General features: G+C 57.8%; 28 protein-coding genes. 22 read left to right on the plus strand and 6 right to left on the minus strand.

All coding sequences use genetic code 11. The annotated features are described in order from the left end of the window. Positions 1–124 precede the first annotated feature (124 nt). Positions 125–1,171, plus strand: coding sequence for a sensor histidine kinase (locus IFT84_RS04685; protein WP_206757388.1), 1,047 nt, complete (start codon positions 125–127; stop codon positions 1,169–1,171). An 87-nt stretch (positions 1,172–1,258) separates the two neighbouring features. Here IFT84_RS04685 and IFT84_RS04690 read toward each other — a convergent pair whose 3' ends face one another. The 4 genes from IFT84_RS04690 to rsmI form a co-directional block, all read right to left on the minus strand. Continuing rightward, on the minus strand, positions 1,259–2,791 hold the full coding sequence (locus tag IFT84_RS04690; protein ID WP_192117432.1) for a YifB family Mg chelatase-like AAA ATPase: 1,533 nt from the start codon (positions 2,789–2,791) through the stop codon (positions 1,259–1,261). Positions 2,792–2,891: 100 nt separating this feature from the next. Beyond that, positions 2,892–3,839 (minus strand): glutathione synthase, encoded by a 948-nt coding sequence (gene gshB / locus IFT84_RS04695; protein ID WP_192117433.1) that lies wholly within the window; start codon positions 3,837–3,839, stop codon positions 2,892–2,894. Positions 3,840–3,906: 67 nt separating this feature from the next. Continuing rightward, a complete protein-coding gene (locus tag IFT84_RS04700) occupies positions 3,907–4,266 on the minus strand; it encodes a YraN family protein (protein ID WP_192117434.1) in 360 nt (119 codons plus the stop codon). Further along, positions 4,263–5,177: a 16S rRNA (cytidine(1402)-2'-O)-methyltransferase gene (gene rsmI, locus IFT84_RS04705; RefSeq protein WP_192117435.1), complete on the minus strand. Its 915-nt coding sequence runs from the start codon at positions 5,175–5,177 to the stop codon at positions 4,263–4,265. The genes IFT84_RS04700 and rsmI overlap by 4 nt, the downstream gene beginning before the upstream one ends. Positions 5,178–5,472: 295 nt before the next feature. On the opposite strand from rsmI, the gene dnaN reads away from it, so the two are divergent. The 7 genes from dnaN to IFT84_RS04740 all read left to right on the plus strand — a co-directional run bounded on the left by dnaN (position 5,473) and on the right by IFT84_RS04740 (position 10,599). Beyond that, positions 5,473–6,591: a DNA polymerase III subunit beta gene (gene dnaN, locus IFT84_RS04710; RefSeq protein ID WP_192117436.1), complete on the plus strand. Its 1,119-nt coding sequence runs from the start codon at positions 5,473–5,475 to the stop codon at positions 6,589–6,591. A 194-nt stretch (positions 6,592–6,785) separates the two neighbouring features. After that, positions 6,786–7,385 carry a phospholipid N-methyltransferase PmtA gene (pmtA, locus tag IFT84_RS04715; RefSeq protein ID WP_192117437.1) on the plus strand — a complete coding sequence of 200 codons (600 nt, stop codon included), beginning with the start codon at positions 6,786–6,788 and terminating at the stop codon, positions 7,383–7,385. Positions 7,386–7,456: 71 nt separating this feature from the next. Next, positions 7,457–8,158 carry an orotidine-5'-phosphate decarboxylase gene (gene pyrF / locus IFT84_RS04720; RefSeq protein ID WP_192117438.1) on the plus strand — a complete coding sequence of 234 codons (702 nt, stop codon included), beginning with the start codon at positions 7,457–7,459 and terminating at the stop codon, positions 8,156–8,158. Positions 8,159–8,230: 72 nt separating this feature from the next. Then, positions 8,231–8,698, plus strand: coding sequence for a hypothetical protein (locus tag IFT84_RS04725; protein ID WP_192117439.1), 468 nt, complete (start codon positions 8,231–8,233; stop codon positions 8,696–8,698). A 30-nt stretch (positions 8,699–8,728) separates the two neighbouring features. After that, the gene (locus IFT84_RS04730) at positions 8,729–9,016 is read left to right on the plus strand and encodes a DUF1330 domain-containing protein (RefSeq protein WP_192117440.1); all 288 of its coding nucleotides are present in this window, start codon (positions 8,729–8,731) and stop codon (positions 9,014–9,016) included. A 208-nt stretch (positions 9,017–9,224) separates the two neighbouring features. Continuing rightward, positions 9,225–10,205: a complex I NDUFA9 subunit family protein gene (locus IFT84_RS04735; protein WP_192117441.1), complete on the plus strand. Its 981-nt coding sequence runs from the start codon at positions 9,225–9,227 to the stop codon at positions 10,203–10,205. A gap of 226 nt (positions 10,206–10,431) precedes the next feature. After that, positions 10,432–10,599: a hypothetical protein gene (locus IFT84_RS04740; RefSeq protein WP_192117442.1), complete on the plus strand. Its 168-nt coding sequence runs from the start codon at positions 10,432–10,434 to the stop codon at positions 10,597–10,599. A 43-nt stretch (positions 10,600–10,642) separates the two neighbouring features. Here the strand turns inward: IFT84_RS04740 and IFT84_RS04745 are convergent, their stop codons facing one another. Continuing rightward, a complete protein-coding gene (locus IFT84_RS04745) occupies positions 10,643–11,449 on the minus strand; it encodes an undecaprenyl-diphosphate phosphatase (RefSeq protein WP_192117443.1) in 807 nt (268 codons plus the stop codon). 166 nt (positions 11,450–11,615) lie between these two features. Between IFT84_RS04745 and IFT84_RS04750 the strand changes: the two genes are divergently transcribed. The 14 genes from IFT84_RS04750 (at position 11,616) to IFT84_RS04815 (ending at position 26,620) form a co-directional block, all read left to right on the plus strand. After that, positions 11,616–12,308: a glutathione S-transferase family protein gene (locus IFT84_RS04750; protein WP_192117444.1), complete on the plus strand. Its 693-nt coding sequence runs from the start codon at positions 11,616–11,618 to the stop codon at positions 12,306–12,308. Further along, positions 12,289–13,491 (plus strand): tRNA epoxyqueuosine(34) reductase QueG, encoded by a 1,203-nt coding sequence (gene queG / locus IFT84_RS04755; RefSeq protein ID WP_192117445.1) that lies wholly within the window; start codon positions 12,289–12,291, stop codon positions 13,489–13,491. Before IFT84_RS04750 ends, queG begins: the two co-directional genes overlap by 20 nt. 83 nt (positions 13,492–13,574) lie before the next feature. Then, positions 13,575–14,447: an SDR family oxidoreductase gene (locus tag IFT84_RS04760; RefSeq protein WP_192117446.1), complete on the plus strand. Its 873-nt coding sequence runs from the start codon at positions 13,575–13,577 to the stop codon at positions 14,445–14,447. Between the two features lie 349 nt (positions 14,448–14,796). Then, positions 14,797–15,168, plus strand: coding sequence for a septal ring lytic transglycosylase RlpA family protein (locus IFT84_RS04765; RefSeq protein WP_192117447.1), 372 nt, complete (start codon positions 14,797–14,799; stop codon positions 15,166–15,168). Positions 15,169–15,300: 132 nt separating this feature from the next. Next, the gene (locus tag IFT84_RS04770) at positions 15,301–16,581 is read left to right on the plus strand and encodes an RsmB/NOP family class I SAM-dependent RNA methyltransferase (protein ID WP_192117448.1); all 1,281 of its coding nucleotides are present in this window, start codon (positions 15,301–15,303) and stop codon (positions 16,579–16,581) included. Positions 16,582–16,742: 161 nt separating this feature from the next. Further along, the gene (locus IFT84_RS04775) at positions 16,743–18,020 is read left to right on the plus strand and encodes an imelysin family protein (RefSeq protein WP_192117449.1); all 1,278 of its coding nucleotides are present in this window, start codon (positions 16,743–16,745) and stop codon (positions 18,018–18,020) included. Between the two features lie 30 nt (positions 18,021–18,050). Next, a complete protein-coding gene (locus IFT84_RS04780) occupies positions 18,051–19,619 on the plus strand; it encodes a di-heme oxidoredictase family protein (RefSeq protein ID WP_192117450.1) in 1,569 nt (522 codons plus the stop codon). 5 nt (positions 19,620–19,624) lie between these two features. After that, a complete protein-coding gene (locus IFT84_RS04785; RefSeq protein ID WP_192117610.1) occupies positions 19,625–20,716 on the plus strand; it encodes an imelysin family protein in 1,092 nt (363 codons plus the stop codon). Further along, entirely contained in the window at positions 20,716–21,795 is a 1,080-nt protein-coding gene (locus tag IFT84_RS04790) for a DUF1513 domain-containing protein (protein ID WP_192117451.1), read from the plus strand. Before IFT84_RS04785 ends, IFT84_RS04790 begins: the two co-directional genes overlap by 1 nt. Before the next feature lie 23 nt (positions 21,796–21,818). Next, the gene (locus IFT84_RS04795) at positions 21,819–22,271 is read left to right on the plus strand and encodes a TspO/MBR family protein (RefSeq protein ID WP_192117452.1); all 453 of its coding nucleotides are present in this window, start codon (positions 21,819–21,821) and stop codon (positions 22,269–22,271) included. A gap of 63 nt (positions 22,272–22,334) precedes the next feature. Continuing rightward, positions 22,335–22,784 (plus strand): PaaI family thioesterase, encoded by a 450-nt coding sequence (locus IFT84_RS04800; protein ID WP_192117453.1) that lies wholly within the window; start codon positions 22,335–22,337, stop codon positions 22,782–22,784. Beyond that, positions 22,781–23,419 carry a 5'-methylthioadenosine/S-adenosylhomocysteine nucleosidase gene (locus tag IFT84_RS04805; protein WP_192117454.1) on the plus strand — a complete coding sequence of 213 codons (639 nt, stop codon included), beginning with the start codon at positions 22,781–22,783 and terminating at the stop codon, positions 23,417–23,419. The genes IFT84_RS04800 and IFT84_RS04805 overlap by 4 nt, the downstream gene beginning before the upstream one ends. A gap of 72 nt (positions 23,420–23,491) precedes the next feature. Beyond that, entirely contained in the window at positions 23,492–25,069 is a 1,578-nt protein-coding gene (gene guaA, locus IFT84_RS04810; RefSeq protein WP_192117455.1) for a glutamine-hydrolyzing GMP synthase, read from the plus strand. A gap of 294 nt (positions 25,070–25,363) precedes the next feature. Further along, positions 25,364–26,620, plus strand: a complete 1,257-nt coding sequence (locus tag IFT84_RS04815) for a tyrosine-type recombinase/integrase (RefSeq protein WP_192117456.1) — start codon at positions 25,364–25,366, stop codon at positions 26,618–26,620. Here IFT84_RS04815 and IFT84_RS04820 read toward each other — a convergent pair. Then, on the minus strand, positions 26,586–26,870 hold the full coding sequence (locus IFT84_RS04820; RefSeq protein WP_156536320.1) for a helix-turn-helix transcriptional regulator: 285 nt from the start codon (positions 26,868–26,870) through the stop codon (positions 26,586–26,588). The genes IFT84_RS04815 and IFT84_RS04820 overlap by 35 nt on opposite strands. Positions 26,871–26,891: the final 21 nt, after the last annotated feature.

Genomic DNA, 26,891 nt, shown 5'->3' on the forward strand with positions numbered 1-26,891 from the left:
TGCTCACACGTATAAATCGTGGGATTTGCACTCTTTTCGTTGCTCTCAATTTACAGTAGGAGTCGATCACGTGCTATTAAAGCGCGTCGAAACCATCGGCGCGCATTTCTTTAACGAGTCCTTTATGACCCTGGCCACCAAGTGGTTTACAGCACTCCCTGCCTTCCAGGCATCGGAGCAGCCCGTACCGGCGCAAAAGCGGGCGGTCCATATCAGCATTGCCCTGCTGATTTTTGCCATTGCTCTTGCCGCGCGGTTTCTGCTGGACCCCTATTTGCCCGTGGGCTTTCCCTATCTCACGTTTTTTCCGGCAGTCATCATTACCGGCTTTCTGTTCGGCGTACCGCTTGGGGGTCTGGTTGCAACCTTGAGCGGCCTGAGTGCGTGGTATTATTTTATTCCACCGTTCCATTCGTTTGCGTTGAACAGCGGCAAAACCATTGCCATCTGTTTTTTCGTGTTCATCATTCTCGTGGACCTTGGCCTTATTCATCTCATGACTAAGGCCTACAAGGCAGAGGCACGGGCCAAGGCGGACAAGGAGCGGATTGTCGACTATCAGGACGTGATGGTGAATGAACTTGATCATCGTATCAAGAACATCTTCGCCACCATGAATGCCGTGATCTCCATGTCGCAGCGCCATGCCAAAACACCGGAAGAACTTGGCGCAAAGCTGCGGGAACGACTGGATGCCATGGGTCGCTCCAACCTGCTGCTGCGCGGGCTTGCTGGCAAGGACGATGCGACCCTGCCCGCCGTTCTCTCCAAAGCCCTGGCCCCTTTCGGCGTGCAGGATTCGGGACGGCTGATTGCCCATGGCGCTGCTATACCGGTTTCTGGACAAGCCATTGTCGTTCTCAGCCTGATCTTCCATGAGTTGGGAACCAATGCGGCCAAATACGGCGCATTGTCCGCGCCGGCGGGAACGCTTTCCGTGCTGTGGGACATCCGCGACATCGACGGGTGTCCGACGGTGTGTATCAACTGGTCAGAAAAAGGTGGTCCCGCACCTGCACCATCCGGCATCAACGGGTTCGGCTCTACATTGATCAAACGAATCAGCGGCACGCTGGGCGGAACAGCAGAAACGAACTACGCCCCCCATGGTGCCGAAATTGTCATCCGTTTGCCGCTGCGTGGCATCAGTGCGTACCCCACAATTCCTTAAGTCGGAATCGACTTGAGGAATTGTGCAGTAATTTAAGTTGTTACAGCGACCTTTGCGCGTCACGTTTGACGCGCGGCGCTGTAAGGGTCACGACGCCGCGGGCATTCGCTCGCCCGCAACGCGGTAGGAAATCGCTTCTGCCAGATGAATGCGCCCGACGGTCTCCGCGCCATCCAGATCAGCCAGCGTGCGCGCAACTTTCAAAACACGGTGATAGCCACGCGCAGAAAAGCGCATTTTATCCGCCGCATCCTGCAACAATGCCATTCCCTCTCGGTCCGGTGCTGCAATCTGCTCGATCTGGCTGGTCGAGCATTTGGCGTTGGTGAGGCTTGGGGAAGACCCGAGACCCATAAACCGCATGCGCTGAATAGCGCGGGCGCGGGCAACCCGGCGGGCGACCACAGCGCTGCTTTCAGACTGTGAGGGCCGGATCAGATCACTGGCGGAGACCGCAGGCACATCGATGCGGATGTCGATCCGATCCAGTAGCGGGCCAGAAACACGGGCCTGATAGTCGGTGACGCAGCGCAAACCACGGGCGCAGACATGTCCCGGCTCCCCCGCCATGCCGCAACGACACGGGTTCATGGCAGCGATCAATTGAATATTGGCCGGATACGTAATGCGATGGTTGGCGCGTGCGATAATACATTCGCCGGATTCCAACGGCTGACGCAGCGCATCCAGAGCCTGCGGCGAGAACTCCGGGAATTCATCGAGAAACAGCACGCCATTATGGGCAAGCGAGGCCTCACCCGGCTTGGCGCGAAGACCGCCACCGGTCAACGCGGCCATGGTAGCCGAATGATGGGGTGTGCGAAACGGACGCCGATCCGACAATTTTCCGCCAGACAACTGCCCGGCGATCGAGTGGATCATGGACACTTCCAAAAGCTCGGCTGGCATCAACGGCGGCAGAATGGATGGCAGTCGCGCGGCCAGCATAGACTTGCCGGAACCGGGCGGACCGACCATGAGCAAATTGTGTCCGCCTGCCGCTGCCACCTCCAGCGCGCGTTTGGCACTTTCCTGTCCTTTGATATCAGCGAGATCCGGCATGTTTTCGGGCGCAACACGCATGGCCGGTTCGGGCCGTGTCAAAATCTGGGTACCACGAAAATGGTTGACGAGCGCAATTAGGCTGCGAGGGGCCAGAATATCAATATTCGCACCGGCCCACGCGGCTTCAGCGCCGCTGTCTTCCGGGCAAATCAGGCCTTTGCCTTGCGTATTTGCGCCAATGGCGGCGGGAAGAGCGCCAGCAACAAAAGCGAGTGTACCATCGAGATTGAGTTCCCCGATCACCACGTAATTGGCAAGGGCCTGCGCCGGGATTGCCTCCAGCGCTGCCATAAGACCAAGCGCGATCGGCAAATCGAAGTGGCTGCCTTCTTTGGGCAAGTCAGCCGGGGCAAGGTTGATCGTAATTTTCTTGGGCGGCAAGGCCAGCCCGGAGGCGTGAAGCGCTGCTTGCACCCGCTCCCGGCTTTCCGCAACGGCCTTGTCGGGCAGGCCGACAATTTGAATGCCGACTTTGCCCGGTGCCACCATCACCTGAACGTCGACCGGCACGCCTTCAATGCCCTGAAATGCGACTGTACTTACCCGTGCGACCAATGCCGTGCTCCGCCTTGTGGCAACCCGCTCCGGTTGCGGCCTTAAGCACTGGCATTAAAACACGACACTCTCATAAACAAGCATAATCATTAGGAATGTCTTAAGCGCGTTTGCGCTCAATGGCATCCCACAGAAGGGCTGCAATATCGGCACCGCCGAATTTTTTGACTTCACGAATACCTGTGGGCGACGTGACGTTGATTTCCGTCATGTAATCGCCAATCACATCAATACCGACCAGCAGAAAGCCGCGTTCACGCAGCGAGGGTCCAATGCGGGCGCAGATGTCCTTTTCCCGCGCCGTGAGTTCAGTGGCTTCCGCACGTCCGCCGACATGCATGTTGGAGCGGCTGTCGTGCTCGGCGGGAACGCGGTTGATGGCACCAACCGGCTCGCCATCCACCAGAATGATGCGCTTGTCACCGGCGCGCACCGCTGGCAGATATTTCTGCGCGATGAAGGGCTCGCGGAACATCTGGCCGAACATTTCCAGAAGCGATGACAGGTTGCGGTCATCGCGCGCGGAATGGAACACGCCTGCGCCGCCATTCCCATAGAGCGGCTTGATAATGATATCGCCCATCTCATCGCGGAAACGGCGAATCTCGGCTGCGTCCCGGGTGATCAGCGTTTCCGGCATCAGATCGGCGAATTCGGTGACGAAAATCTTTTCCGGCGAATTGCGCACCCACGCGGGATCATTGACCACCAGCGTTTTGGGGTGGATGCGCTCCAGCAGATGTGTGGAGGTGATATAGGCCATATCAAAAGGTGGATCCTGACGCAGCAGCACCACATCCATGGTCGATAAATCGATCCGCTCCGGCTCCCCCAGGGAGAAGTGATTGCCCACCTCATCACGCAGGTTCATCGGCTCAACGGTGGCAATCACCTTTCCATCGCGCAGGCTCAGGCGTTCCGGGGTATAGTGAAACAGGCGGTAGCCGCGGGACTGTGCCTCAAGGCTCATGGCGAAGGTGGAATCACCTGCAATATTGATGGTCGATACATGGTCCATCTGGACCGCCACATTTACAATCTTCGTCATGACTTAACCCTTCGTGCGCCTCAAGCCTTTTCCATGTATGGTGCCAAGCGAGAGGTGGCAAGGCCGATCAGAATGCACCTGCGACGTGGCGCGGCAGGCGAAGCGGTACGATGGCGATAATGTCGTAGCGCAGGGAGAGGCGAGCCCCCTCACACTGACGCGACAGCCAGAGTTCGCTCGCCGCACGAATACGATTCTGGGCAGAAGGCGACACAGCAAAAACAGCCTGCTCAAAGCTTTTCCGCGCCTTTACCTCAACACAGACAATGAGGTTCCCTTTGCGGGCAATAATGTCGATTTCACCCAGTGGTGTTTTGTAGCGCAGAGCCAGAATGCGGTAGCCCTTTAACATCAACCACACGGCGGCCACATACTCTGCCACATGGCCACGCCGGAAGGCTTTGCGCCGGTCTCGGCTTTGCCTCATTGCGCTTTCAGGTCCAGCAGACGCTGATACAGGTCCTTGCGGGCAAGGCCGGTCTGGCGGGCGGCCTCCGTGGCTGCTTTGGCGGTTGGCATCGTCTGGGCCAATGTCTGCAGAAGCGCATCCACATCAGCCTCTTCCGGCGGCTCCGGAGCATCCGGCGGACCGATGACCAGCACGATTTCGCCTTTAATTGTATGGCCATCATTGAAATAGTCGGCAAGCTCACTCAAAGGGCCACGTCGGATTTCCTCAAATGTTTTCGTCAGTTCACGGCAGACGGCGCCCCGGCGGTTTTCGCCCAGCGTATCGCGTGCCGTGATCAGCGTGGCTGCGATGCGATGCGGTGACTCAAAAAACATGAGCGTCGCAGGAATGTCGGCAAGCGCGCTGAAACGGTCGCGCTTGGCTTTTTCCTTACCCGGCAAAAAACCGGCAAACATGAAGGCGTCATTGGGCAGACCGGAGGCAACCAACGCCGCAAGCGGCGCCGATGCGCCGGGGATGGGCACCACCCGGTGCCCTGCCTCAATCGCCAACTGTCCCAGACGAAAGCCGGGGTCCGACACCAGAGGCGTTCCCGCATCTGACACCAGTGCCACGGATTTTCCGGCGTCCAGTGCCGCAATCAAGCGCGGGCCGACCTCATTGGCGTTGTGTTCGTGATAGGCATAGGGCCGGTTGACGATACCATAACGGTCCAAGAGTACCCGGGTCACACGGGTATCCTCACAGGCCAGCACATCGGCACCGGCCAGTGTTTCCAAGGCCCTGAGTGTAATATCCGACAGGTTACCGATGGGTGTGGCAACCAGATAGAGCGCCACCTCCAGCGGTCTGGCAGCAACCTGATGGTTGTGAAGGCGATAGGTGCGGGTTCCCGTGGGTATCGCGTCGCTTTCAAACTCGTCCATGCAACACCTTATTCCTGTCCGATATGCGGCTTTGTCTATTCTGACGCATTGTCCGGACGTAAAAGCTCTGTCGCTTTTACCGGAAATGCTTTGGTCCAGTCTTATGATGGACACAGCGCCAATGGGCAAGGCATCTACGCGGTGGGTTATCCAGGCTGTGCATACGTTATCGCTTGATTTTGCCCTGTCCTTTCTGTCATTTTGCCGGTCCATATCTATGCGGTCCGTTTTTCGGGCCGAAAACGATGCCGGGCGGTGTTTGCCGCCGGGCACTGGTTGAAAGCGGTAGCGTCCCATGCGTATTACTCTTGAGCGATCCAATCTCCTGAAGTCGTTGAACCATGTTCATCGCGTGGTGGAACGACGCAATACAATTCCCATTCTCTCCAACGTGCTGCTGCGCGCCGATGGCGAAACGCTGGCCATGAAGGCAACCGACCTCGATCTGGAAATCACCGAAGCTACACCGGCTTCCGTGGGACAGGCAGGCGCAACAACGGTTCCTGCACATTTGCTCTACGATATCGTGCGCAAGCTTTCGGACGGCTCGGAAGTGGCGCTGGCCACCAACCCCGATGGCGGCACAATGACCGTGACCTCCGGTCGCTCCAAGTTCTCGCTGCAATGCCTGCCAGAGGCCGACTTTCCCGATCTGACTGCCGGGACATTCACCCATACGTTCAAGCTCAAGGCGACCGACCTCAAAATGCTGATCGATCGCACGCAGTTCGCGATTTCGACCGAGGAAACCCGCTACTACCTCAACGGTATTTTTATCCACACGATTGAAAGCAAGGGGCAATTGAAGCTGCGCGCCGTGGCGACCGATGGTCACCGGCTGGCGCGCGCCGATGTGGAAGCCCCGTCCGGCTCGGAAGGTATGCCTGGCATTATCATTCCGCGCAAGACCGTGGGCGAGTTGCAGAAGCTGGTCGATAACCCCGACCTGATCGTGACCGTGGAAGTGTCGGATGCCAAAATCCGCTTTACCATCGGCTCCATTGTCATGACCTCGAAGCTGATCGACGGCACCTTCCCGGATTATCAGCGCGTTATTCCGGCCAACAATGACAAGGAATTGAAAATCGACTGCGAATCCTTCGCCAAGGCCGTGGATCGCGTTTCGACCATTTCGTCCGAGCGTGGACGGGCAGTGAAGCTGGCATTGAACGACGGCCAGTTGACGCTGACCGTCAACAACCCGGATTCCGGCAGCGCGACCGAAGAGCTGGCCGTTGGTTACGAAAGCGATGCGCTGGAAATCGGCTTCAATGCCAAGTATCTGCTGGATATCACTGCGCAGCTCTCCGGCTCGGAAGCCGTGTTCCTTTTGGCTGATTCGGGTTCGCCGACCCTTGTGCGCGACATGGCGGGCGATGACGCCCTGTATGTCCTGATGCCCATGCGCGTTTAGCATCACCTTCGATTGTTGATCTGTGAGCCGTTCCGATGAAAGTCAGGACGGCTTTTTTGTAGGTGGATTTTATAGAAAGTCGCAAATGGCGCAGACAGGCTTATTTTTGGCGCATATAACTTTGAACTGATGAGTGGTGCAGCGGCACAGTGATTCGTACCTCACAGCACATGCTCTGGTTTTTGGAGGACTGCATGAATTTTCGACTGAAAGCGCATTTGAGCAAGAAATTCGACGAGGAAATCCGGTTTTTCAAAGGTTGGATGAACAACACCAAGGCCGTGGGTGCGGTTTTGCCCACCTCTTCGGTCACCGCCAAACGCATGGCGAGCGTCATCGACCTTAACTCTCGTCTACCCGTGCTGGAACTGGGGCCGGGTACAGGCGTCATCACCAAGGCCATCCTTGGCCGTGGCATTGCGCCCGCCAATGTCGTTTCCGTCGAATATTCCACCGATTTCTACAATCAGCTTTTAAAGGATTACCCCGGCGTTCATTTCATTAATGGTGATGCGTTCAATCTCGACAAGACGCTGGGCGCTAAAGCGGGTGAACAGTTTGACTGTGTGATTTCCGCTGTACCGCTTTTGGCCTTCCCCATGGAAAAGCGCATTGCCTTCATTGAGGATCTGCTGTCCCGCCTTCCACCCGATCGCCCCGTAGTGCAGATTACATACTCGCCGGTCTCTCCACTGGTGGCAAAGCCGGAGAGCTACCGGATCGAGCATCTGGACTTTATTGTGCGCAATATTCCGCCCGCGCAATTGTGGATTTACCGGCGCCCCGAATCTTGAAATCTCGCTCTGTTGGTTGCGAGGGCCGACCGCCTGTGCGAGGAAGCCTGAACCAAATCTAAGGAGCCGTCATGACATCAAGCGCTAAAGACAAGCTGATTATCGGGCTAGATGTACCGACTATTGTCCAAGCCGAGGACATTGTGGCGAAGCTCGGTGATGATGGTTCGTTCTACAAGATCGGCCATCAGCTTGCCTTCGTCGGCGGGCTGGAACTGGCGCGTGATCTCACGCGAAGCGGCAAGCGCATCTTTCTCGATATGAAGCTGCTGGATATTGATAACACCGTGGCCAGTGGCGTGGAAAATATTGCCAAAATGGGCATGACAATGTTGACGCTGCACGCCTATCCCAAGGCCATGCGCGCAGCGGTGGCAGCGGCCAAGGGTTCCGGCCTATGCCTTCTCGGCGTAACCGTGCTGACCAGCATGGATCAGGCCGACTTGCTTGAAGCTGGCTATCATGACGACCCGCAAACGTTGGTACTGAAACGAGCCGCACAGGCACGCGATGCTGGCATGGGTGGCATCGTCTGCTCCGCCGAAGAAGCAGCCGCGGTGCGCGCCATTGTCGGCAGCGACATGGCGGTGGTGACACCCGGCATTCGGCCGAGCGGTTCCGATAACGGCGACCAGAAGCGCGTGATGACACCCGCCGATGCGCTGGCCGCCGGTGCCAGCCACCTGGTGGTTGCGCGGCCTATCGTTAGAGCTGCCGACCCCAGAGAAGCGGCCCGCGCCATTTTGGCTGAGATGGAAACCGTTCTCGGTTAGTAACGCGATCGTCTGTGGACTCAGCTCTTGTCCTTTTGTATATTCGAACCATCTTATTGATGGAGCGAATAGGTGATGCAGATGGTCTCCGGTGCGCCGATCTGGGTTTGGCCAGTGCTTGCCATTTTGGTGGCGCTGGGCTTTCGCGCCAGCAAACGCCGTGAAACCTCCATGGTGCTTGTTCTGCTACTGCCGTTGGCGGGCTTGATCGTGGTGAGAAGCCTCTTTCAACTCTCACCGCAAGCTCTGGTCTGGGCCGGCTTCTTGATGTTGTACGGTATCGGTGCTGCGCTGGGCTGGCGAATGCAAAGACGGTGGTTGATCGAAAAGCGCGGCTTTACCCTTATCCTTGCAGGCGAGTGGTTTACGCTCTTCTGCCTTCTGGCGATCTTCGCATTGAACTATGCGAACGGAATGGCTCGGGCTATCGCGCCTGCACTGCACGCAAGCGCTATGTTTGGACTGCTATTTGCAGCCGTAGCCGGCGCGCTGGCAGGTATTTTTGCAGGCCGTGCGCTCTATGTCATCAATGCTCGCTGATTAGGCAGGGCAGAGATAAAGGAGATCATGATGCCGAAAGCCTATTGGATAGCCCATGTGGATGTGCGCGACGCAGAGCGTTATAAGAATTATGTCGCCACGGCAAAGCCTGCTTTTGAGCGTTTTGGCGCGGTTTTTCTGGCGCGGGGTGGCCCATTCGAGCCATTGGAAGGAACGTCGCGGGGGCGCAATGTGATCATTGAGTTCCCATCCATGCAGGCTGCGACGGACTGCTATAACAGCCCGGAATATCAGGAAGCGGCCCGTATCCGCCAGGAGGTGGCAGACGCAGATATGGTGATCGTTGAAGGGGCATAAGCGCCGTTGTACCGAGGATAGGTGTTACGGACGTTTAGACGCAGGGTTGGTTGCTGTCCCTGCTTCACCTTGGCTGTAAATTCCGCTATGTAGCGCACAGTTGGCGGTGCGCGGATAAGGTCTGGCGCGCTTGCTGCTTTGAAATCTTTACAGGCAGCCGGTGTCGGGTGTTTCCGATGCGGCTGGTTTTACGGGAGTGTTTACTGCGATGAGCCTGTCCAACCTTCCCCCGCTGGTCACCGTGTTTGGCGGTTCGGGCTTTGTCGGTCGCCATGTCGTGCGCGCGCTGGCGCAACGCGGCTTTCGTGTGCGCGTTGCGGTGCGTCGCCCGGATCTGGCCGGGCATTTGCAGCCGCTCGGCAATGTCGGCCAGATTGTTGCCGTGCAGGCCAATCTGCGCTTCCGCAAGTCCATCGACCGTGCAGTCGAGGGTGCCGATTATGTGGTCAACTGCGTCGGCATTCTGTTTGAAAGCGGACGCAATACATTTGATTCCGTGCAGGAGTTCGGTGCCCGCGCCGTTGCTGAAGCAGCCCGCGCCGCCGGTGCGACGCTCACCCATATTTCTGCCATCGGCGCTGACGCGCAATCCGACAGTACCTATGGCCGCACCAAGGGCCGTGCGGAAGATGCGGTCCGCTCCATCGTGCCGGATGCGATCATCCTGCGCCCGTCCATTATTTTTGGACCGGAAGACAATTTCTTCAACAAATTTGCAGAAATGTCGCGTTTTGCCCCCGCTCTGCCGCTGATCGGTGGCGGTCATACAAAGTTCCAGCCTGTCTATGTCGGTGATGTCGCCGAGGCTGTGGTAAAGTCCGTTGAAGGCAGCATTGCACGCGGCACCGTCTATGAACTGGGTGGGCCGGAAGTGATGACCTTCCGCCAATGTCTTGAGCTGATGCTGAAAACCATTGACCGGAAGCGGCCGCTGGTATCCCTGCCCTTCGGCGTTGCTTCACTGATGGGCAGTGTTGCCTCGATGGTGCCGCTGATCACGCCGCCCCTGACATCCGATCAGGTGACATTGTTGAAGAAGGACACCATCGTTTCGCCCCAGGCGGAAGCCGAGAAGCGGACGTTGGAAGGCATGGGAATCACCCCGACGATGGCCGAGGTGATTCTGCCGACCTATCTGGTGCGCTACCGCCCGCAGGGCCAATATACCCGGTCCGGCAAGGCAGCCTGACACAAATTTGCCTGAATCCACGAAATCGGAAGCCGCTGCGGGAACCCTGCTGCGGCTTTTTCGTTGTTGTTGCGGGGATGAAAGTTGCACTTCTGCCGCAGTTGAAAAACCAAACGCGTTTACGTGCTCTTCAAACAAAATCCTTATTGATGTTTGCGGGTGGCAGGCATACACACCGCCCGCGTCGTGAACCGCAGACGCCAACGTATTTTTGAGAGGCACTTCCATGGGCAAGTCAATCGCAATGTTTTTTGCGTGTGCCGCACTGATTATTCTGGCAGGCTCATTTGCCGCGCCGCACACTGTTGCTGGCAGCCACGAAGGATGTGCCCCTGCCTACGGCATTGACCCCTGCGCTGCCACCAGCGCATTGACAGCAGCCTCTGTAGAATAAAAGATGACCGGCTTGCCGGTCATTTTCATGTATGCCGCCCGCGTTATCCGAACAGCCAAAGCCCTAGCAAACCGGCAACGCCGACGACAATCCGCCAGACTGCGAACACCGCAAACCCCCGGCGCGAGACGTAATCCAGCAAAGAGCGCACGACGAACAGCCCTGAAACAAAGGCTGCGACAAAGCCAATTGCAATCATGCTGACGTCATCGAAACTCAGCGCGTTGCGGTTCTTGTAGAGATCGAGCGTGAACGCGCCCAGCATTGTCGGCATGGCCAGAAAGAAAGAAAACTCCGCCGCAGAGCGTTTGTCCGTGCCCATCAGCAAAGCGCCGACAATCGTCGCGCCGGAGCGGGATGTGCCCGGTATCATCGCCAAGCATTGAAACAGGCCGATCCGGAACGCCAGCGACGGCGGGTAATCCATCACATCCGTGTATTTGGGCGTGAGCGGCAGACGGTCGATGACATAAAGAATGATACCGCCCACAATCAGCACGATACAGATGAGTATTGGCGTCTCAAACAGCACCGATTTGATGAAGCCGTGCGCCACCGCACCAATCAGGGCCGCAGGCAGAAAGGCCAGTAGAACGCTGAGCACAAAGTGGCGCGAGCGCGGGCTGGTTGGCAGCGTGGTGGCAATAGCCAGCAGGCGCTTGAAGTAGACCAGCAAAATCGCCAGAATCGCCCCAAGCTGGATGAGCACGGCAAAGGTATTGCCGGGGGATTCAAAGCCCAGAAAATGTCCGGCCAGCAGAACATGCGCGGTGGAAGACACCGGGATGAACTCCGTCAACCCCTCGATCAGACCCAGTATAAGCGCGCTGATAATTGACTGGTCAGCCATTCAGTGTCCTTCAATTCAATGTTACGCGCCATGGTGCGAGTCGCTTGTGTTGCAGCAACCAAACTTCTATAGCTTTTTACCCGAGAGGCTGGCTAGAGCCGTTGTCTTTCACATCCAGCACCACGTTCCGCTCTCCCTGTCTTGAGTTTGCAAAGTCCGATACCCCATGCCGACACTCTACCATCACCCCATGTCCTCCGCTTCGCGTTTCGTCCGGCTGATTCTGGCCGAATACGGCTACCAGACGGAGTTTGCCGAAGAGCAGCCATGGGAAAAGCGGCGGGACTTTCTAGCGCTCAACCCTGCGGGCACACTACCCGTCTATGTTGACGATAGTATGCGTGCGCTCTGTGGAGCGACGGTGATTTCGGAGTATCTGGATGAGACCAATGGCGTGCTGAAGCGCGACCGCCGCCTGCTGGCGGAAGACCCCTTTCAGCGCGCGGAAATTCGCCGCCTGACGGAGTGGTTCATGCAGAAGATGGAACAGGATGTGACCCGCCCGCTGGTGCGCGAACGCATCTACAAGCTTCAGATGCGCCCGGAACACGGCGGTGGTGCGCCGGATTCCAAGGTGCTACGCACGTCCCGCGCCAATATTCGCCAGCATATGAAATACCTGTCCTGGCTGGCGGGGTCGCGCCAGTGGCTGGCCGGTGAGCGCATGTCCTACGCCGACCTTGCCGCCGCCGCATCGGTTTCCGTGCTCGATTATCTCGGTGAAATCAACTGGGCAGAGGCGCCCACGGCCAAGGACTGGTATCAGCGCATCAAATCACGCCCCTCCTTCCGCCCGCTTCTGGCCGAGCGTGTGCGTGGCGTAACCCCGGTATCGCATTATGCGGACCTCGATTTCTAACCCCCCGCCCCCGCCATCTTCATCGACCGTAGCGCCGTCGCGGGCGGCAGAGCGCGCGTCAATCCACCGCGAGAAGCTGACGCGCTTTCTGAAAGACGAGGCCAGCGCCAAGGGTTTCGATGTCTGCCGGGTCACGCTGCCCGGCTCCATCCCGCTTGCGGGTGGGCGTCTGACAACATTTCTGGCCGATGGTCACCACGGCACCATGGAGTGGATGGCCGAAACGGCGGAGCGGCGCGCAAGCCCCGAGGCACTGTGGAGCGATGTGCGCTCTGTCGTGATGTTCGGCATGAATTACGGCCCGGACGAGGACCCGCGCACTCTGCAGGGCAAACCCGATAAAGGCCATATCTCCGTCTACGCGCGCAATCGCGATTACCACGATATTATCAAAGGCAGACTGAAAGAGGTTGCTACCCGCTTTGCCGCCCGTGCTGGCGAAGACGTAAAAGTGTTTGTCGATACGGCACCGGTGATGGAAAAGCCGCTGGCCGAACAGGCCGGTCTTGGCTGGCAGGGCAAGCACACCAATCTCGTTAGCCGTGAATTTGGCTCATGGTTGTTTCTGGGCAGCCTGTTTACCACAGCCGATCTGTTGATCGACGCGCCGGAGCGCGACCGGTGCGGCTCCTGCCGGGCATGTCTGGATGCCTGCCCCACCAATGCGTTTCCCGCGCCCTACCGGATTGATGCGCGCCGGTGTATTTCGTATCTCACCATTGAGCACAAGGGACCGATAGCGCCTGAATTTCGCCCGCTGATCGGCAATCGCATTTATGGCTGCGACGACTGTCTGTCGGCCTGCCCATGGAATAAATTTGCGCAGGCCGCCTCCGAAATGAAGCTGCAACCGCGTGACGATCTTAGAGAACCGGACCTTATCTTTTTATTGGGACTTGACGATTCTACCTTCCGCACGATCTTTTCCGGCTCGCCGGTCAAGCGCATCGGACGCGATCGGTTCATGCGCAACCTGTTGATTGCAGCGGGAAATTCGGCGGACCGGTCGTTGATACCGCTCTGTCTGGAGCGTTTGGGCGACCAAGCGCCACAGGTGCGCGCCATGGCCGTGTGGGCTTTATCGCGGTTGATGACGGAGATGGAATTTGCGAGCGTTCGTTCGCGCAGCGTAGATGAAGACGATGGCGACGTGCTGGATGAATGGGCGCGTGCCTCATCGTAAGTATTTCTTTTACGCATTTCCGGACGTCAAACCGCTGCGCACTTTGACTGGAAATGCTCAAGCTTGAAAGTGGAGACGGGCATATGCAGGTTTTAATCCTGGGGGCAGGTTATTCCGGCAAGGCGATTGGGCAGGCATTGGCCGCGCTGGGCGGCACAATTGTCGGAACAACACGCAGCGAACACAAGATGGAAGCCTTGCGCACCATCGGGATCACGCCGCTGATTTATGATGGCGTCACGATTTCAGACGAGCTGACCAACGCCATGCGCAACACCACGCATCTGGTTCAGTCCATTTCCCCCGCGCATGAGGGTGATCCGCTGTTTCACAAGGGGGCGGAGTCGCTTCAAACACTGTTTCCGCACCTGCAATGGATTGGCTACCTTTCCACCATCGGCGTCTATGGTGACCATCAGGGCGAATGGGTGGATGAGGATAGCCCGTGCCGGCCTGTGTCTTCCCGCTCTATCGAGCGCGTGACGGCGGAAAACAACTGGGTGAACTACGGCAAGGCCAGCGGTATTCCCGTTTCGGTTTTGCGGCTATCGGGCATTTACGGTCCGGGTCGAAATACCTTCTGCAATCTGGCGGAAGGTACAGCACGCAGGCTGGTCAAACCGGGCCAGGTTTTTAACCGGATCCGGGTGGAGGATATCGGTGCGGCGACAGCATTTCTGGCAACAGGAAACCACGCAGGCATCTACAATATTACCGATGACGAACCGGCTCCGCCGCAGGATGTCGTGACCGAGGCTGCACGTCTGATGGGCGTGGAACCACCTCCAGAACTGGACTTTGAAACGGCGGAATTATCCCCCATGGCGCGCTCGTTTTATGGCGAGAACAAGCGTGTGCGAAACCGCCGAATTTGCGAGCTGGGCTTCGGTTTCCAGTTTCCTAACTACAGAGTATCTCTTGAAAACCTCTGGCGGAATGGGGCATGGCAGCGTTAAAAGCTGCCTTATTCTGCCACATTTCAACTTAAAAGTGTTATTTACGATTGGTTAAGCATAAAATTGCCGGCGTTTTAGCTGTTTTGATTCAACTTTTTTAGCCTGTGGACGAGTGCAAGCTTTTGCAAGCACAATCGGCGCGTGTCCTATTACTGACGGATTGAATCTAAAGCATTTTTTCACAATCGCATCGCGCCGAGCCAAGCAACGCCAGACGCTTACTACATGCGTAACAGAACAACCGGAGTCTCGCTAGAGTCCGGTTGAGGCACTTTTTCGCCTTTTTTGACCCCGATTAAACGCCCCTGTCTGGATTTAGTTCCGAAAATTTGAGTTAAGGGTCGTAGCATTGAAAGTATCGAAACTCTGTACTGTTGCGGGCGCAGCAATATTCACACTGTCCGTAGCAGCTACATCGTCTTCGGTTGCGCAAGCAGCTCCTCAAGGATGTGGCGGTGCCTCCTGGTACGCGCTGGGTTCCAAAACCGCATCGGGCGAGCGTATGAACGCCGCCAAATTGACAGCCGCCCACAGGTCTCTCGGGTTCGGCACAAAAGTGGAAGTCACCAACAAGCGCAATGGCAAAACTGTTGTCGTCCGCATCAATGATCGCGGGCCTTTCATTCGAGGCCGTGTAATCGACCTGTCTAAGGCCGCAGCCTCGCATATCGGCATGGTACAATCGGGCACCGGAAATATCTGTTACAGGGTCATCAGCTAAAGCATGTTGCGCAAAAGTGTGCAGCGGTTTGTGGGACGACATGCGAAACACGTTAAAGGGTCGAAACGCCGATTCAGGTTGCACTTGATGGCTTACACCGTTACCACGCAGTCAAATATACCGGAGTAAGACATGCGTTTGGGTGGACGGCTCGCTGGAGCTATTGAAGTATTGGCTGATATCGAGGCCCGCAAGCGCCCTGTTGCGGATGCGCTGAAAGACTGGGGCCTTGGCCACCGTTTCGCCGGCTCGGGCGACCGGGCTGCCATTGGCAACATCGTCTACGACGCGCTGCGCATGAAGCTGTCCCACGCTTACCTGATGGACAGTGACAGCCCTTCGGCACTGGCCCATGCCGTGTTGTTTCGCCAGTGGGGCATAACACCGGAGGCTTTGGCAGCAGAGTTGGAAGGGGACCGGTTTGCGCCGGAGACGCCGGACCTTGGCAGTTTCAACACCCGGTCTCTGGATGACGCCGAGCCGCATGTGCAGGGCGATATTCCACGGTGGGTGCAGACATCGTTTGAAAAAAGTTTTGGTGAGCAGTGGCTGGCGGAGGCGCAAGCACTGGCCGGACGTCCGGCGCTTGATCTGCGCGCCAATACGCTGAAGGCACCGCGCGACAAGGTGTTGAGAGCGCTGGACCGTGCCCATGTGGTGGCGGCCAACATTGCGCCCAACGGTATGCGCGTGCCTGCCGGAGAGGCCGCTTCACGCCTTCCCAATGTGACAGCGGAAGTGTCTTTCGAAAAGGGCTGGTTTGAAGTTCAGGACGAAGGCTCGCAGATTGTTGCCCAGTTGACGGGCGCGCGTGAGGGCGAGCAAATTCTGGACTATTGCGCTGGAGGTGGCGGCAAGACGCTCGCCATGTCCGCCGCCATGAACAACAAGGGGCAGGTCCACGCCTTCGATACCGACCGTAAGCGCCTGGCTCCCATTATCGAACGGCTGAAACGGGCCGGCACCCGCAATGTGCAGGTGCACGACAATATCAACTCGCTGACCCCGCTGGCCGGGAAATTTGACCGTGTGCTGGTGGACGCGCCTTGCACCGGCACCGGCACGTGGCGTCGCCGCCCGGAAACGAAGTGGCGGCTGAACGAGAAAAATCTGGACGAACGCCTGCACCAGCAGCGCGAAGCTCTGGAAGCAGCCAGCCGCTATGTGCGTGACGGCGGCGTGCTAATCTACGTGACCTGTTCCATTTTGCCGCAGGAAAACGAGGAGCAGGTGGCGCAGTTCCTCGCCGCCAACCCCGATTTCAAACAAGCGTCTGCGGTGGAGAGCTGGGAGAGCCAGTTTGCCGCAGCAACCGTCAAGCCTTGGTCTCACGATGGCAAAAGCATCACGTTGACCCCCGCCAGAACAGATACGGATGGTTTCTTCCTGAGCATTCTGCAAAAGTCCGCTTGAAACCATGGAATCATGGCTCTGCGAAACCGGATTTCAGTTTCAAATCGTTCTAAACTATACCCTTTGACACCAGTTTTGATTTGGGCCATGACTTCTCATCTGCGGGGAGCGGCAACGCGATAGCGCTGCCACTTTGCCCGGCTTATGTTTCAGGAGAGGTCATGACCACATCGTTCCTTCGCAGCGCTTTGATCGCGCTGGCCACTGCAACCTCTGTTTTTGCCCTGCAACCGGCTTTTGCAGCAACGGATCAGGCGGCTGTGGTGAAGCACTATGCAGAGCTTGGCCGCGCCAAGTTTGAAGACAGCCTGACCACCGCCAAAGCGCTGGATGCTGCCATCGACACACTGATTGCCACACCGAGCGAAGCAACGCTGAAAGCCGCGCGTGAGGCGTGGATCAAGGCGCGCGTGCCATACCAGCAGACGGAGGCCTATCGTTTTGGCAATCCAGTGGTGGATGAGTGGGAAGGCAAGGTCAACGCTTGGCCGCTGGACGAGGGCCTGATTGACTATGTCGATCCAAGCTATGGCGCCGAAAGCGATGAGAACGCGCTGTTTACGGCCAATGTGATTGCCAATCCCAAGGTCAAGCTTGGTGGTGAAGAGATTGATGCCAGCGCGATTACCCCCGCTCTTCTGGAATCCCTGCATGAGGCTGGCGATGTGGAAGCCAATGTGGCGACCGGCTATCACGCTATTGAGTTTTTGCTGTGGGGACAGGATCTGAACGGCACGGGAGCCGGTGCTGGAAACCGCCCCTATACGGACTACGATACCAAGGCCTGCACCAATGGCAACTGCGACCGCCGTGCTGCCTATCTAAAAGCCGCGTCCACGCTGCTTGTTACCGATTTGCAGGACATGGTCGACAAATGGGCACCGGATGGCGAGGCGGCCAAGGCCGCGACGGATGATGCGGGCAAGGGCGTTTCAGCCATCCTCACCGGCATGGGGTCGCTCTCCTACGGTGAACTGGCGGGCGAACGCATGAAGCTTGGCCTGCTGCTGCACGACCCGGAAGAAGAGCATGACTGCTTCTCCGACAACACGCACAATTCGCACCTGAACGACGCGATCGGCATTCAGTCCGCCTACACGGGCGAGTATACCCGCGCGGACGGAACGAAGCTGACCGGCCCGTCGCTGTCCGAGCTGGTTGCGGCGAAAGATCCGGCGCTCGACACGGAAATGAAGACAAAGCTTGCCGCCACAGTGGACGCCATGAACGCCATGGCAAAACGCGCCGAAACGGTGGAAGCCTATGACCAGATGATTGGCGAGAACAATGCCGAGGGCAATGCCACTGTGCAGAAGGCCATCGACGGCCTGATCGCGCAGACCCAGACAATTGAGCGCGTCATTGCAGCGCTTGACCTTGGCAAGCTTGAACTGGAAGGGTCCGATAGTCTGGACAATCCTTCCGCAGTCTTCAAGTAGGGCGCGGTGGACAGAGCGCTTACCGGTTTGATGGCATCAGATCGGCGCTCTGCGTCCTTGCCACATCGTTCTGTCCGGCGAACGGTTATCCCGGTTGCCGGACCTGCTTTCCTTGTGCTGCTCGTGTGCCTGAGCGCCTCAACCCAAGGCCCGCCGCCGCTGGTCCGCGATGATCTGACAGTAGCAGACCGCGAACGGGTCCTCGCAATTACACAAGGGCCAACGGATTTTTCGAAAATCGAGCCATTCGAGACACTTTCCGGTGGGGCGGCAACCTTTACCGGCAAGGCCGATGCAAAGGCCTTCGGTCACCTCTCCACCAATGTGCCGTTTGAGGATCGGCAGAACTTCGTCCTTGGCGGTGCACTGTTCGGCAAGCTGTGGGTATCTGCGCCCTCGTCGACACAGGCGTCCGATGGTCTGGGTCCTCTGTTCAACGCCCGTTCCTGTGAAAGCTGCCACATCAAGGCCGGACGCGGACGCCCGCAGGAGGACGATGGCAGCAGCCTTTCCCTGTTTGCCCGCCTAGCCCGACCGGCTGAGACACGTGTCGAACAGCAGGCCATCACCGACCATCTAGCCCTGAACCTCCCCGATCCTGTGTATGGTCGCCAATTGCAGGCCATGGCCGTGCCGGGACTGCCAGTAGAGGGAAAGCTGACCATCGGCTATACGGAGCGGGCCGTGACGCTGGCAGACGGTGAGGTTATCTCGCTGCGAGTGCCGACCTACGGTGTTACCGGCCTGTCACAAGGTGCGCTTGATGCTGCCACCACACTATCCCCGCGCATGGCGCCGCAATTGATTGGCCTTGGTCTGATCGAAGCCATTCACGAGACCGACATTCTGGCACGCGCCGACCCGGATGATCGGGATGGAGATGGCATCAGCGGTCGTGCCGCGCTTGTTCGCGATCATCAGACGGGCCAAACCGTTTTGGGCCGTTTTGGCTGGAAGGCGCAGAACCCGACGGTTCATCAGCAGAACGCAGAAGCTTTTGCCAATGATATCGGCATTTCCACACCCGCGCTGCCCAACAGCCATGGGGACTGCACGCCCAGGCAAGCCGACTGTCTGGCCGCGCCTGATGGTGTACAGCCGCGCCTTGGCACCACCGAAGCGCCAGACCCCGTGCTGGATCTCGTAACCTTCTACGCCCGCCATCTGGCCGTGCCTGCCCGTCGCAACAGCGGCCGCCGCACGGTGTTGCAGGGCAAGCAGGTGTTTTACCAGACCGGCTGTACCACCTGCCATACGCCGAAATTTGTAACCCGCCGCGATACAAGTGACCCTTCTTTGTCATTTCAGCTGATCTGGCCCTATACGGACCTGCTGCTGCACGATATGGGGCCTGAACTGGCAGATGGGCAAAGCGTGGGCGTGGCGACAGGGCTGGAATGGCGCACCCCGCCGCTCTGGGGCATCGGTCTGACCAAACACGTCAACGGCAACGGTTTCTACCTGCATGATGGCCGGGCGCGCTCCCTGACAGAAGCCATTCTGTGGCATGGCGGCGAAGCCACTCGCGCCAAAACCACGTTTACAAACCTTACCAAAGAGGACCGCGAGGCCCTGATCTCATTTCTGGAGTCGCTTTGATGCTTTTGAGAGTCTGCTTCGCCGTTGCCATTCCAGCACTCCTTGCGTTCGCCACACCCGCTCTGGCGTTGAACGAAGCGGCTGTTCCAGCCGTGCTGCAAAAGGCCGTGGATGATGTCATCCGCCCCGGCTATCGTGATCTGGCGAAGGCCACCAGCACGCTGGGCCAAGCCACCGCTGCCTTGTGTGCAACACCGTCGCAAGCGACCCGCGCTGACACAGAAACAGCCTTCAATGCCGTGGTGCGTCAATGGTCGATGATCGAGATCGTGCGCGTTGGCCCCGTCATTGACGGCAATCGCTATGAGCGCTTCCTGTTTTTCCCTGACCGCAAGGGTCTCGGCCTGCGTCAGGTTCAGGCCGTGCTGGCAAAGGCCGACGAAACCGCCACGACGCTCACCGGTCTGCAAGGCAAATCGGTTGCAGTACAGGGTTTGACCGCACTGGAATTTGTCCTCTACGGCACAGGCTCGGATACGCTTTTGAAAGAGGCTGACAGCTATCGCTGCCGTTACGGACTGGCGATCACGCAAAACCTGCAAGCCATTGCCACCGAGCTACGGGAAGAATGGGAACGGCCCGGCGGGGTTCAGGATGCGTGGAAGCATCCGGGGCCGGACAATCCCGTCTACCGCACCCATCAGGAGGCGATGACGGGACTACTGGGCATTCTTGTTCATGCCGTTGAGGCCACCAAGGACCAGCGGATGCAGCCCTTCTACCATGGAACGGTGGATGAAAAAGCCGATGCGGGAAAGCCGAAATCGGCGATCTACTGGCGCTCCAACAACACGGTTGCTTCTATCACCGCAAATTTTGAAGGACTGCAAAAACTCTGGAATGGTGCCGATATGGGCAGCATGCTGGATTCCGACAGCCAGTCCGTCGCCGACTCGATCAATTTCGTTTTCACCTCGCTGATCCGCGTGGGCTCTGCCATCAAAGATCCGATAGAATCTGTCCTTGCCACGGAAGATGGGCGCGGGAAGCTCGATTTTCTGCTGCTGAATACCCGCGATGTGCTGACCCGTTTGAACGAGGATTACGGCAAGGCGATTGGTCTGGGGGCCGGCTTCTCGTTTTCGGATGGCGATTGATGCGCTCCCCTGAGCTAACAGACCGCAGAGCCTTTTTGAAAATGGCGGGTGCCGCCTGGGCAGCGACCCTTGCGTCCGGCGCACGCTTCGCGCTTGCCAAAGCGGATGCGGTGTTTGCCACGGCGTATCAGTCCCGATCCGGTGACTTTTTCGTAGCGACGGTGACAGAGGCGGGAGAATTGATCAATTCCGCCCCTTTGCCCGCGCGCAGCCATGGCATGAGCGTTTGCTCTGTGACGGGTCAGGCCGTGGCATTTGCCCGCAGGCCCGGCACCTATGCCATGATCTTTTCGCCCGATAGAAGCGCGGCCCCCATCGTGCTCACGACCCCGCCGGAGCGACATTTTTTCGGTCACGGCTGTTTTTCACGCGATGGCAAGCTGCTCTACGCCACCGAGAACGATTTTGCGGCCAATCGCGGCATGATCGGCATCTACGATGCCACCGACGGTTTCTCACGCAAGGGTGAGTTTCCCACCTACGGCATCGGCCCGCATGATATGACACTGCTGAATGACGGGCGAATGCTTGTCATCGCCAATGGCGGCATCGAGACCCATCCGGATTTCGGCCGCACCAAGCTCAATCTCAGCCAGATGCAGCCATCCCTGACCCTGGTTGACACCGACAGTGGCGCTTTGATTGAAAAACACGCCATGCCGGACCATTTGCGCCAGCTTTCCACCCGCCATGTCGATATGGATGCAAAAGGCCGCATCTGGTTCGCCTGTCAGTATGAAGGGCCGCGCAATGACCGCCCGCCGCTCATCGGCTCATTTGGCCACGGCGATCCGCTGACCTTCATAACCCTCCCGGAGACCACCGCCGATGCCATGGCCAACTATTGCGGTGCCATCGCTGTTAACAGGCGGGAAAATCTCGTTGCCGCCTCCTCGCCCAAAGGCGGCGTCAGCGTCATTATCGATATTGCAACAGGCACTGTGAGAGAGACCCAGCAGCTTGCGCAGGTTTGCGGCCTCTCCGCCGCGCCGCGTGGCTTTATCACCTCATCCAACGAGGGGACGCTCGGCAAAACGCTGAGTGCTGTTGCATGGGACCAGCATATTGTGCAGATTTAGAAATGACAGGACCGGGTGAACGTATGAGAAATCTGTTTGTTTATGGTGTGTTTATCGCCATCGTCGTGGGTATAGGCCTCTATATCGGTGTCAGCAATCCTCCCGGAGAGTGGTATCAGGCGCTGACCAAGCCGTCCTTCAACCCGCCCAACTGGCTGTTTCCGCCGGTCTGGACCATTCTTTACATCATCATTGGCTTTGTTGGTGCCCGCACCTTTATCCACCATCGCAGCACACCGGCCATGACCTTCTGGTTTGTCCAGATGGTTCTGAATTTCGCGTGGTCGCCCACGTTCTTCGGATTCCATCACATCGCGCTCGGCCTTGCTGTCATTGTCGGGCTGCTGGTGTGTGTTGTCGGCTTTATCGCAACCAGCCGAAAGCAGGATGCACTATCTGCCGCCCTGTTTTTGCCCTACCTCGCATGGGTCGCCTTCGCCAGCCTTTTGAATGGGTCAATCCTTCTCTTAAATTAGTGCTTGTTCGGGGCAATGGCGCATGTCACCTTGTTGGCATCCGTATCTGTGCGAAATGTTTTCATGACCACCATTCCTCCACCCGACTTTCGGGAGCGTATTCAAACCAGTTTTGCCAAGCAGGGCGCCATGCGCCTGATTGGCGCAGAGCTGACCCGCGTTGCCCATGGCACAGTGGAAATTGAATGCGCCTTCGATGAAAAGCTGACGCAGCAGCACGGGATCCTGCATGCAGGTGTCATATCGGCCGCTCTGGATTCAGCCTGCGGCTATGCGGCCTACACGGTCATCGACCCCGATGTTTCCATTCTGACAATCGAATTCAAGGTCAACCTGATGTCCCCCGGTCGCGGGGAGCGGTTCCTGTTTCGTGGTGATGTGACAAAGCCCGGCTCCACCATCATCGTCGCCGACGGGCGAGCCTATGCCATCAGCGATGGCCCTGCAAAACTGATTGCCTCCATGACAGGCACCATGATGGTTGTGCGCGGACGGGAGGAAATCGCCGGATGACATTCGAGCTGAAAACCGTTGGTGATTACAGGCTGCTATACGCCATGGCCGCAGAGGTGGAATATGGCACGCACTTGAAAAAACGCTTCAAGCCGCTGATTACTGGAATTGGCCCGGTAGAAGCTGCTATCTCCATCACACGGGTTTTAAGTGATTTGCGGGCCATTGGCATGTTGCCCGATTTAATCGTATCCCTTGGTTCCGCAGGGTCTGCCACTTTGGAGCAGACCGGGATTTATCAGGCAACGTCCATCTCTTATCGCGATATGGATGCTACTCCGCTCGGTTTTGAAAAAGGCGTAACACCCTTTTTGATGTTGCCAGCGGTGCTCGAACTCCCGCTGCGTATTCCCGGCATACCCACCGCCACCATGTCCACGGGCGCCAACATTATTTCTGGCGCGGCCTATGATGACATTGACGCAGATATGATGGAGATGGAAACCTATGCCATCTTGCGGGCCTGTCAGACGTTTGACGTCCAGCTTTTGGGCTTGCGCGGAATTTCCGATGGTCGTGAGGAGCTTCAGCACGTGACGGACTGGACGCAGTACCTTCACCTGATCGACGAGAAGATGGCCGCCGTGGTCGATCAATTGGAAGAAGGCCTGCTGGACGGCATGATCACCCTGTAATCATCGCCTTCAGACTGGCGGTTTTGACCAATAACAGTTGCACGAACGCTTAATTTTCTCTAATGCCTCGCCATGACCCAGATAGCACATCCTGATAGCATCCTCATCATCGATTTCGGCAGCCAGGTAACGCAGCTCATTGCCCGCCGCGTTCGTGAGGCCGGGGTCTATTGCGAAATTCACCCCTTTAACTCGGCGCAAACCGCGTTCGAGCGTCTGGCGCCAAAGGGTGTGATCTTCTCCGGTGGCCCTGCCTCGGTGGCGGATGAAGGAAGCCCGCGCGCGCCGCAGTCGGTGTTTGAGTCCGGCGTTCCTATTCTCGCCATCTGCTACGGCCAGCAGACGCTGTGCACGCAGCTTGGCGGCGTGGTTGAGGGTGGTCATGCGGCTGAATTCGGCCGTGCGGATATCGAGATCAAAACCGCCAGCCCGCTGTTTGAAGGCTTCTGGGAAACGGGAAAATCCTATCCTGTCTGGATGAGCCACGGCGACCGCGTAACGGAACTGCCTGAGGGCTTTGTCGTTGCGGCAACATCCGAAAACGCGCCCTTTGCGATCGCTGTCAATGAGGAGCGCCGCTACTACACCACCATGTTCCATCCTGAAGTGGTACACACGCCGGATGGTGCCAAGCTACTTTCCAACTTTGTTCACCGTATCGTGGGCCTGAAATCCGACTGGACGATGGCTGCTTACCGTGCGGAAATGATCCGCAAGATACGCGAACAGGTTGGCACTGGCCGGGTTCTCTGCGGCCTGTCCGGCGGCGTGGATTCGTCCGTTGCGGCAATGTTGATTCACGAAGCCATTGGCGATCAACTCACCTGTGTTTTCGTTGACCATGGTCTTCTGCGCCAGAACGAAGCAGAAGAAGTGGTCACCATGTTCCGCGATCACTACAATATTCCGCTGGTCCACGTCGATGCATCCGACCTGTTCCTAACGGAACTTGCAGGCGTCAGCGACCCCGAGGTCAAGCGCAAGACAATCGGCCGCCTGTTCATTGATGTCTTCGATGCCGAAGCCAAGAAGATTGCCGAGGATGGCAAGGGTGCTCCTGCATTCCTTGCACAAGGGACCTTGTACCCTGACGTGATCGAAAGTGTGTCCTTCACCGGTGGTCCTTCGGTGACGATCAAATCACACCATAATGTGGGCGGTCTGCCAGCGCGCATGAATATGCAGCTTGTTGAGCCTCTGCGGGAACTCTTCAAGGATGAAGTCCGCGTTCTCGGTAAGGAGCTCGGCCTGCCTGACCGCTTTATCGGCCGCCATCCCTTCCCCGGCCCCGGCCTCGCCATTCGGTGCCCCGGCGGCGTCACCCGCGAAAAGCTCGACATTTTGCGCAAAGCAGATGCGATCTACCTCGATGAGATCCGCAAGGCCGGTCTGTACGACACGATCTGGCAGGCCTTTGCTGTCCTCCTGCCAGTGCAGACTGTTGGCGTTATGGGCGATTACCGCACCTACGATTTCGTTTGCGCACTTCGCGCTGTAACCTCTGTGGACGGCATGACGGCAGATTTCTATCCATACAACATGGACTTCCTGGGCCGCACAGCCACCCGCATCATCAACGAAGTCCGCGGCATAAACCGCGTGGTCTATGATGTGACCTCGAAGCCACCTGGTACGATTGAGTGGGAATGATTTAGGCCCATCCAAACGCCGCCGAATTTGCGCTGCGATACGATCTAACACACTGAAAACAAAAATAAAATCATCCTATGCCTATCGATATCTATCGGTGGGCATAGGTGGCGTTCGGCGGCCTCGCTGACGGGCCTCCCCCCCATTGATCAACCAGAAAAACGAAAGTACCGTCAGGTCAAACGAGGCCAATGACGGTACTTTTTTCGAACCAATGCGCTGAAATACAAGCATTTTCGACGCCATCGGCCTCCAAAAACCGCGTGACGGTACTTTTCCGCAAGGAGGCCCGAAATGTTGACCGATGCAGCACTCAAGTGCTTGAAACCAAAAGCCAAAATTTACAAGGTATCCGATCGTGACGGCATGTATGTGCGCGTCGCGCCGTCGGGTGCCATCTCGTTCAGGCTCGACTATCGGCTGAACGGCAGGCGGGAGACTGTCTATCTCGGCAGATATGCCCGTGACGGAATATCGCTCGCCAGGGCTCGCGAGCTATGCATCGACGCCCGTCGGGCGATCGCCGAGGGGCGGTCCCCTGCCATCGAAAAGCAGCGGGAGAAGCGCCGGATCAAGGAAGCAAAGAGCTTCGGCGAATTCGGCGAGAAGTGGCTGACCAATGCGACCATGGCCGACAGCACGCGAGCGATGCGCCGCTCTATCTTCGAGCGCGAACTCATGCCTGTCTGGCGGAACCGTCTCCTGACAGAAATCACACCCGACGACCTGCGCGCTCACTGCGGCAAGATCGTCGAACGGGGCGCGCCTGCGACCGCCATCCATGTTCGGGATATCCTGAAGCAGATCTACGGCTATGCCATTCTGCACGGCGAGAAGGTCGCCAACCCGGCCGATGACGTCGGTCCTGCCTCGATCGCCACCTTTACGCCAAAGGACCGTGCGCTTTCGCCCACCGAGATCCGCATCATGTTTAGACAACTCGAGCATGTCGCGACGTTGCCGACGATCCGCCTTGGCATGAAACTTTTCCTCCTCACCATGGTCCGTAAGAGCGAATTGCAGGATGCAGTTTGGGACGAGATCGATTTCGATAACGCCGTCTGGACCATTCCGAAGGAGCGCATGAAGCGGTCGAAGCCACACAACGTCTACCTGTGCCGACAGACATTAGACATCATGATCGCGCTCAAGACCTGCTCCGGCAACTCCCGATATCTGTTGCCGTCCCGGTACGACGCGGACGCGCCAATGTCTCGCGCGACCTTCAATCGGATCACCTACGCCGTCGTCGAGCGAGCCAAGAAGGAGGGGCTGCCGCTGGAGCCTTTCACCGTCCATGATTTGCGGCGAACGGGCTCGACGCTGTTAAACGAGCTAGGATTTAACAGCGACTGGATCGAAAAGTGCCTGGCGCACGAAGACGGGCGTTCATCCCGCGGCGTCTATAACAAGGCCGAGTATGAGGTGCAGCGCCGGCACATGATGCAGCAGTGGGCGGATACCGTGGATGCCTGGATCGACGGCCGGAAATATGCCCCCACGCTTTTGCCGCAAGCTATGCCCCTGATGGAGCTTGATCCCGCCCTTTGACGGGGCGGGTTCTGCGCTTGGTGACGTCAGGGTGCTGGGCTCGTCGAATCGGGGCAGCCCGCCTTGCCATCAGCCAAGCCTCGACCTCTGCCAGGTCCCACACAATACAACGTGGCGAGAGCGCAAACCGGCGAGGAAACTCGCCACGTTGCTCCATCTCATAAATAGTGCTGTCGGCCATCGGCACCATCTCCCGCAACTGTTGCCGCCGGATTGTTCTCCGAATTTGCGTAGTTTCGATCTTCGCCATGCTCAATCTCCTGCATTGCTG

The sequence above is a fragment of the Rhizobium sp. CFBP 8762 genome (genome assembly GCF_014841565.1).
Lineage (GTDB): Bacteria > Pseudomonadota > Alphaproteobacteria > Rhizobiales > Rhizobiaceae > CFBP-8762.

What these genes read in the sequence shown, in the direction of transcription:
- IFT84_RS04735 (WP_192117441.1), top strand. Translation starts at nt 9,225, where the DNA reads ATGAGCCTGTCCAACCTTCCCCCGCTGGTCACCGTGTTTGGCGGTTCG.
- IFT84_RS04770 (WP_192117448.1), top strand. Translation starts at nt 15,301, where the DNA reads ATGCGTTTGGGTGGACGGCTCGCTGGAGCTATTGAAGTATTGGCTGAT.
- guaA (WP_192117455.1), top strand. Translation starts at nt 23,492, where the DNA reads ATGACCCAGATAGCACATCCTGATAGCATCCTCATCATCGATTTCGGC.
- IFT84_RS04760 (WP_192117446.1), top strand. Translation starts at nt 13,575, where the DNA reads ATGCAGGTTTTAATCCTGGGGGCAGGTTATTCCGGCAAGGCGATTGGG.
- IFT84_RS04700 (WP_192117434.1), bottom strand. Translation starts at nt 4,266, where the DNA reads ATGAGGCAAAGCCGAGACCGGCGCAAAGCCTTCCGGCGTGGCCATGTG.
- IFT84_RS04745 (WP_192117443.1), bottom strand. Translation starts at nt 11,449, where the DNA reads ATGGCTGACCAGTCAATTATCAGCGCGCTTATACTGGGTCTGATCGAG.
- IFT84_RS04805 (WP_192117454.1), top strand. Translation starts at nt 22,781, where the DNA reads ATGACATTCGAGCTGAAAACCGTTGGTGATTACAGGCTGCTATACGCC.
- IFT84_RS04730 (WP_192117440.1), top strand. Translation starts at nt 8,729, where the DNA reads ATGCCGAAAGCCTATTGGATAGCCCATGTGGATGTGCGCGACGCAGAG.
- IFT84_RS04815 (WP_192117456.1), top strand. Translation starts at nt 25,364, where the DNA reads ATGTTGACCGATGCAGCACTCAAGTGCTTGAAACCAAAAGCCAAAATT.
- IFT84_RS04685 (WP_206757388.1), top strand. Translation starts at nt 125, where the DNA reads ATGACCCTGGCCACCAAGTGGTTTACAGCACTCCCTGCCTTCCAGGCA.
- IFT84_RS04790 (WP_192117451.1), top strand. Translation starts at nt 20,716, where the DNA reads ATGCGCTCCCCTGAGCTAACAGACCGCAGAGCCTTTTTGAAAATGGCG.
- pyrF (WP_192117438.1), top strand. Translation starts at nt 7,457, where the DNA reads ATGACATCAAGCGCTAAAGACAAGCTGATTATCGGGCTAGATGTACCG.
- IFT84_RS04775 (WP_192117449.1), top strand. Translation starts at nt 16,743, where the DNA reads ATGACCACATCGTTCCTTCGCAGCGCTTTGATCGCGCTGGCCACTGCA.
- gshB (WP_192117433.1), bottom strand. Translation starts at nt 3,839, where the DNA reads ATGACGAAGATTGTAAATGTGGCGGTCCAGATGGACCATGTATCGACC.
- rsmI (WP_192117435.1), bottom strand. Translation starts at nt 5,177, where the DNA reads ATGGACGAGTTTGAAAGCGACGCGATACCCACGGGAACCCGCACCTAT.
- queG (WP_192117445.1), top strand. Translation starts at nt 12,289, where the DNA reads ATGCGGACCTCGATTTCTAACCCCCCGCCCCCGCCATCTTCATCGACC.
- IFT84_RS04800 (WP_192117453.1), top strand. Translation starts at nt 22,335, where the DNA reads ATGACCACCATTCCTCCACCCGACTTTCGGGAGCGTATTCAAACCAGT.
- IFT84_RS04820 (WP_156536320.1), bottom strand. Translation starts at nt 26,870, where the DNA reads ATGGCGAAGATCGAAACTACGCAAATTCGGAGAACAATCCGGCGGCAA.
- IFT84_RS04795 (WP_192117452.1), top strand. Translation starts at nt 21,819, where the DNA reads ATGAGAAATCTGTTTGTTTATGGTGTGTTTATCGCCATCGTCGTGGGT.
- IFT84_RS04750 (WP_192117444.1), top strand. Translation starts at nt 11,616, where the DNA reads ATGCCGACACTCTACCATCACCCCATGTCCTCCGCTTCGCGTTTCGTC.
- pmtA (WP_192117437.1), top strand. Translation starts at nt 6,786, where the DNA reads ATGAATTTTCGACTGAAAGCGCATTTGAGCAAGAAATTCGACGAGGAA.
- dnaN (WP_192117436.1), top strand. Translation starts at nt 5,473, where the DNA reads ATGCGTATTACTCTTGAGCGATCCAATCTCCTGAAGTCGTTGAACCAT.
- IFT84_RS04780 (WP_192117450.1), top strand. Translation starts at nt 18,051, where the DNA reads ATGGCATCAGATCGGCGCTCTGCGTCCTTGCCACATCGTTCTGTCCGG.
- IFT84_RS04740 (WP_192117442.1), top strand. Translation starts at nt 10,432, where the DNA reads ATGGGCAAGTCAATCGCAATGTTTTTTGCGTGTGCCGCACTGATTATT.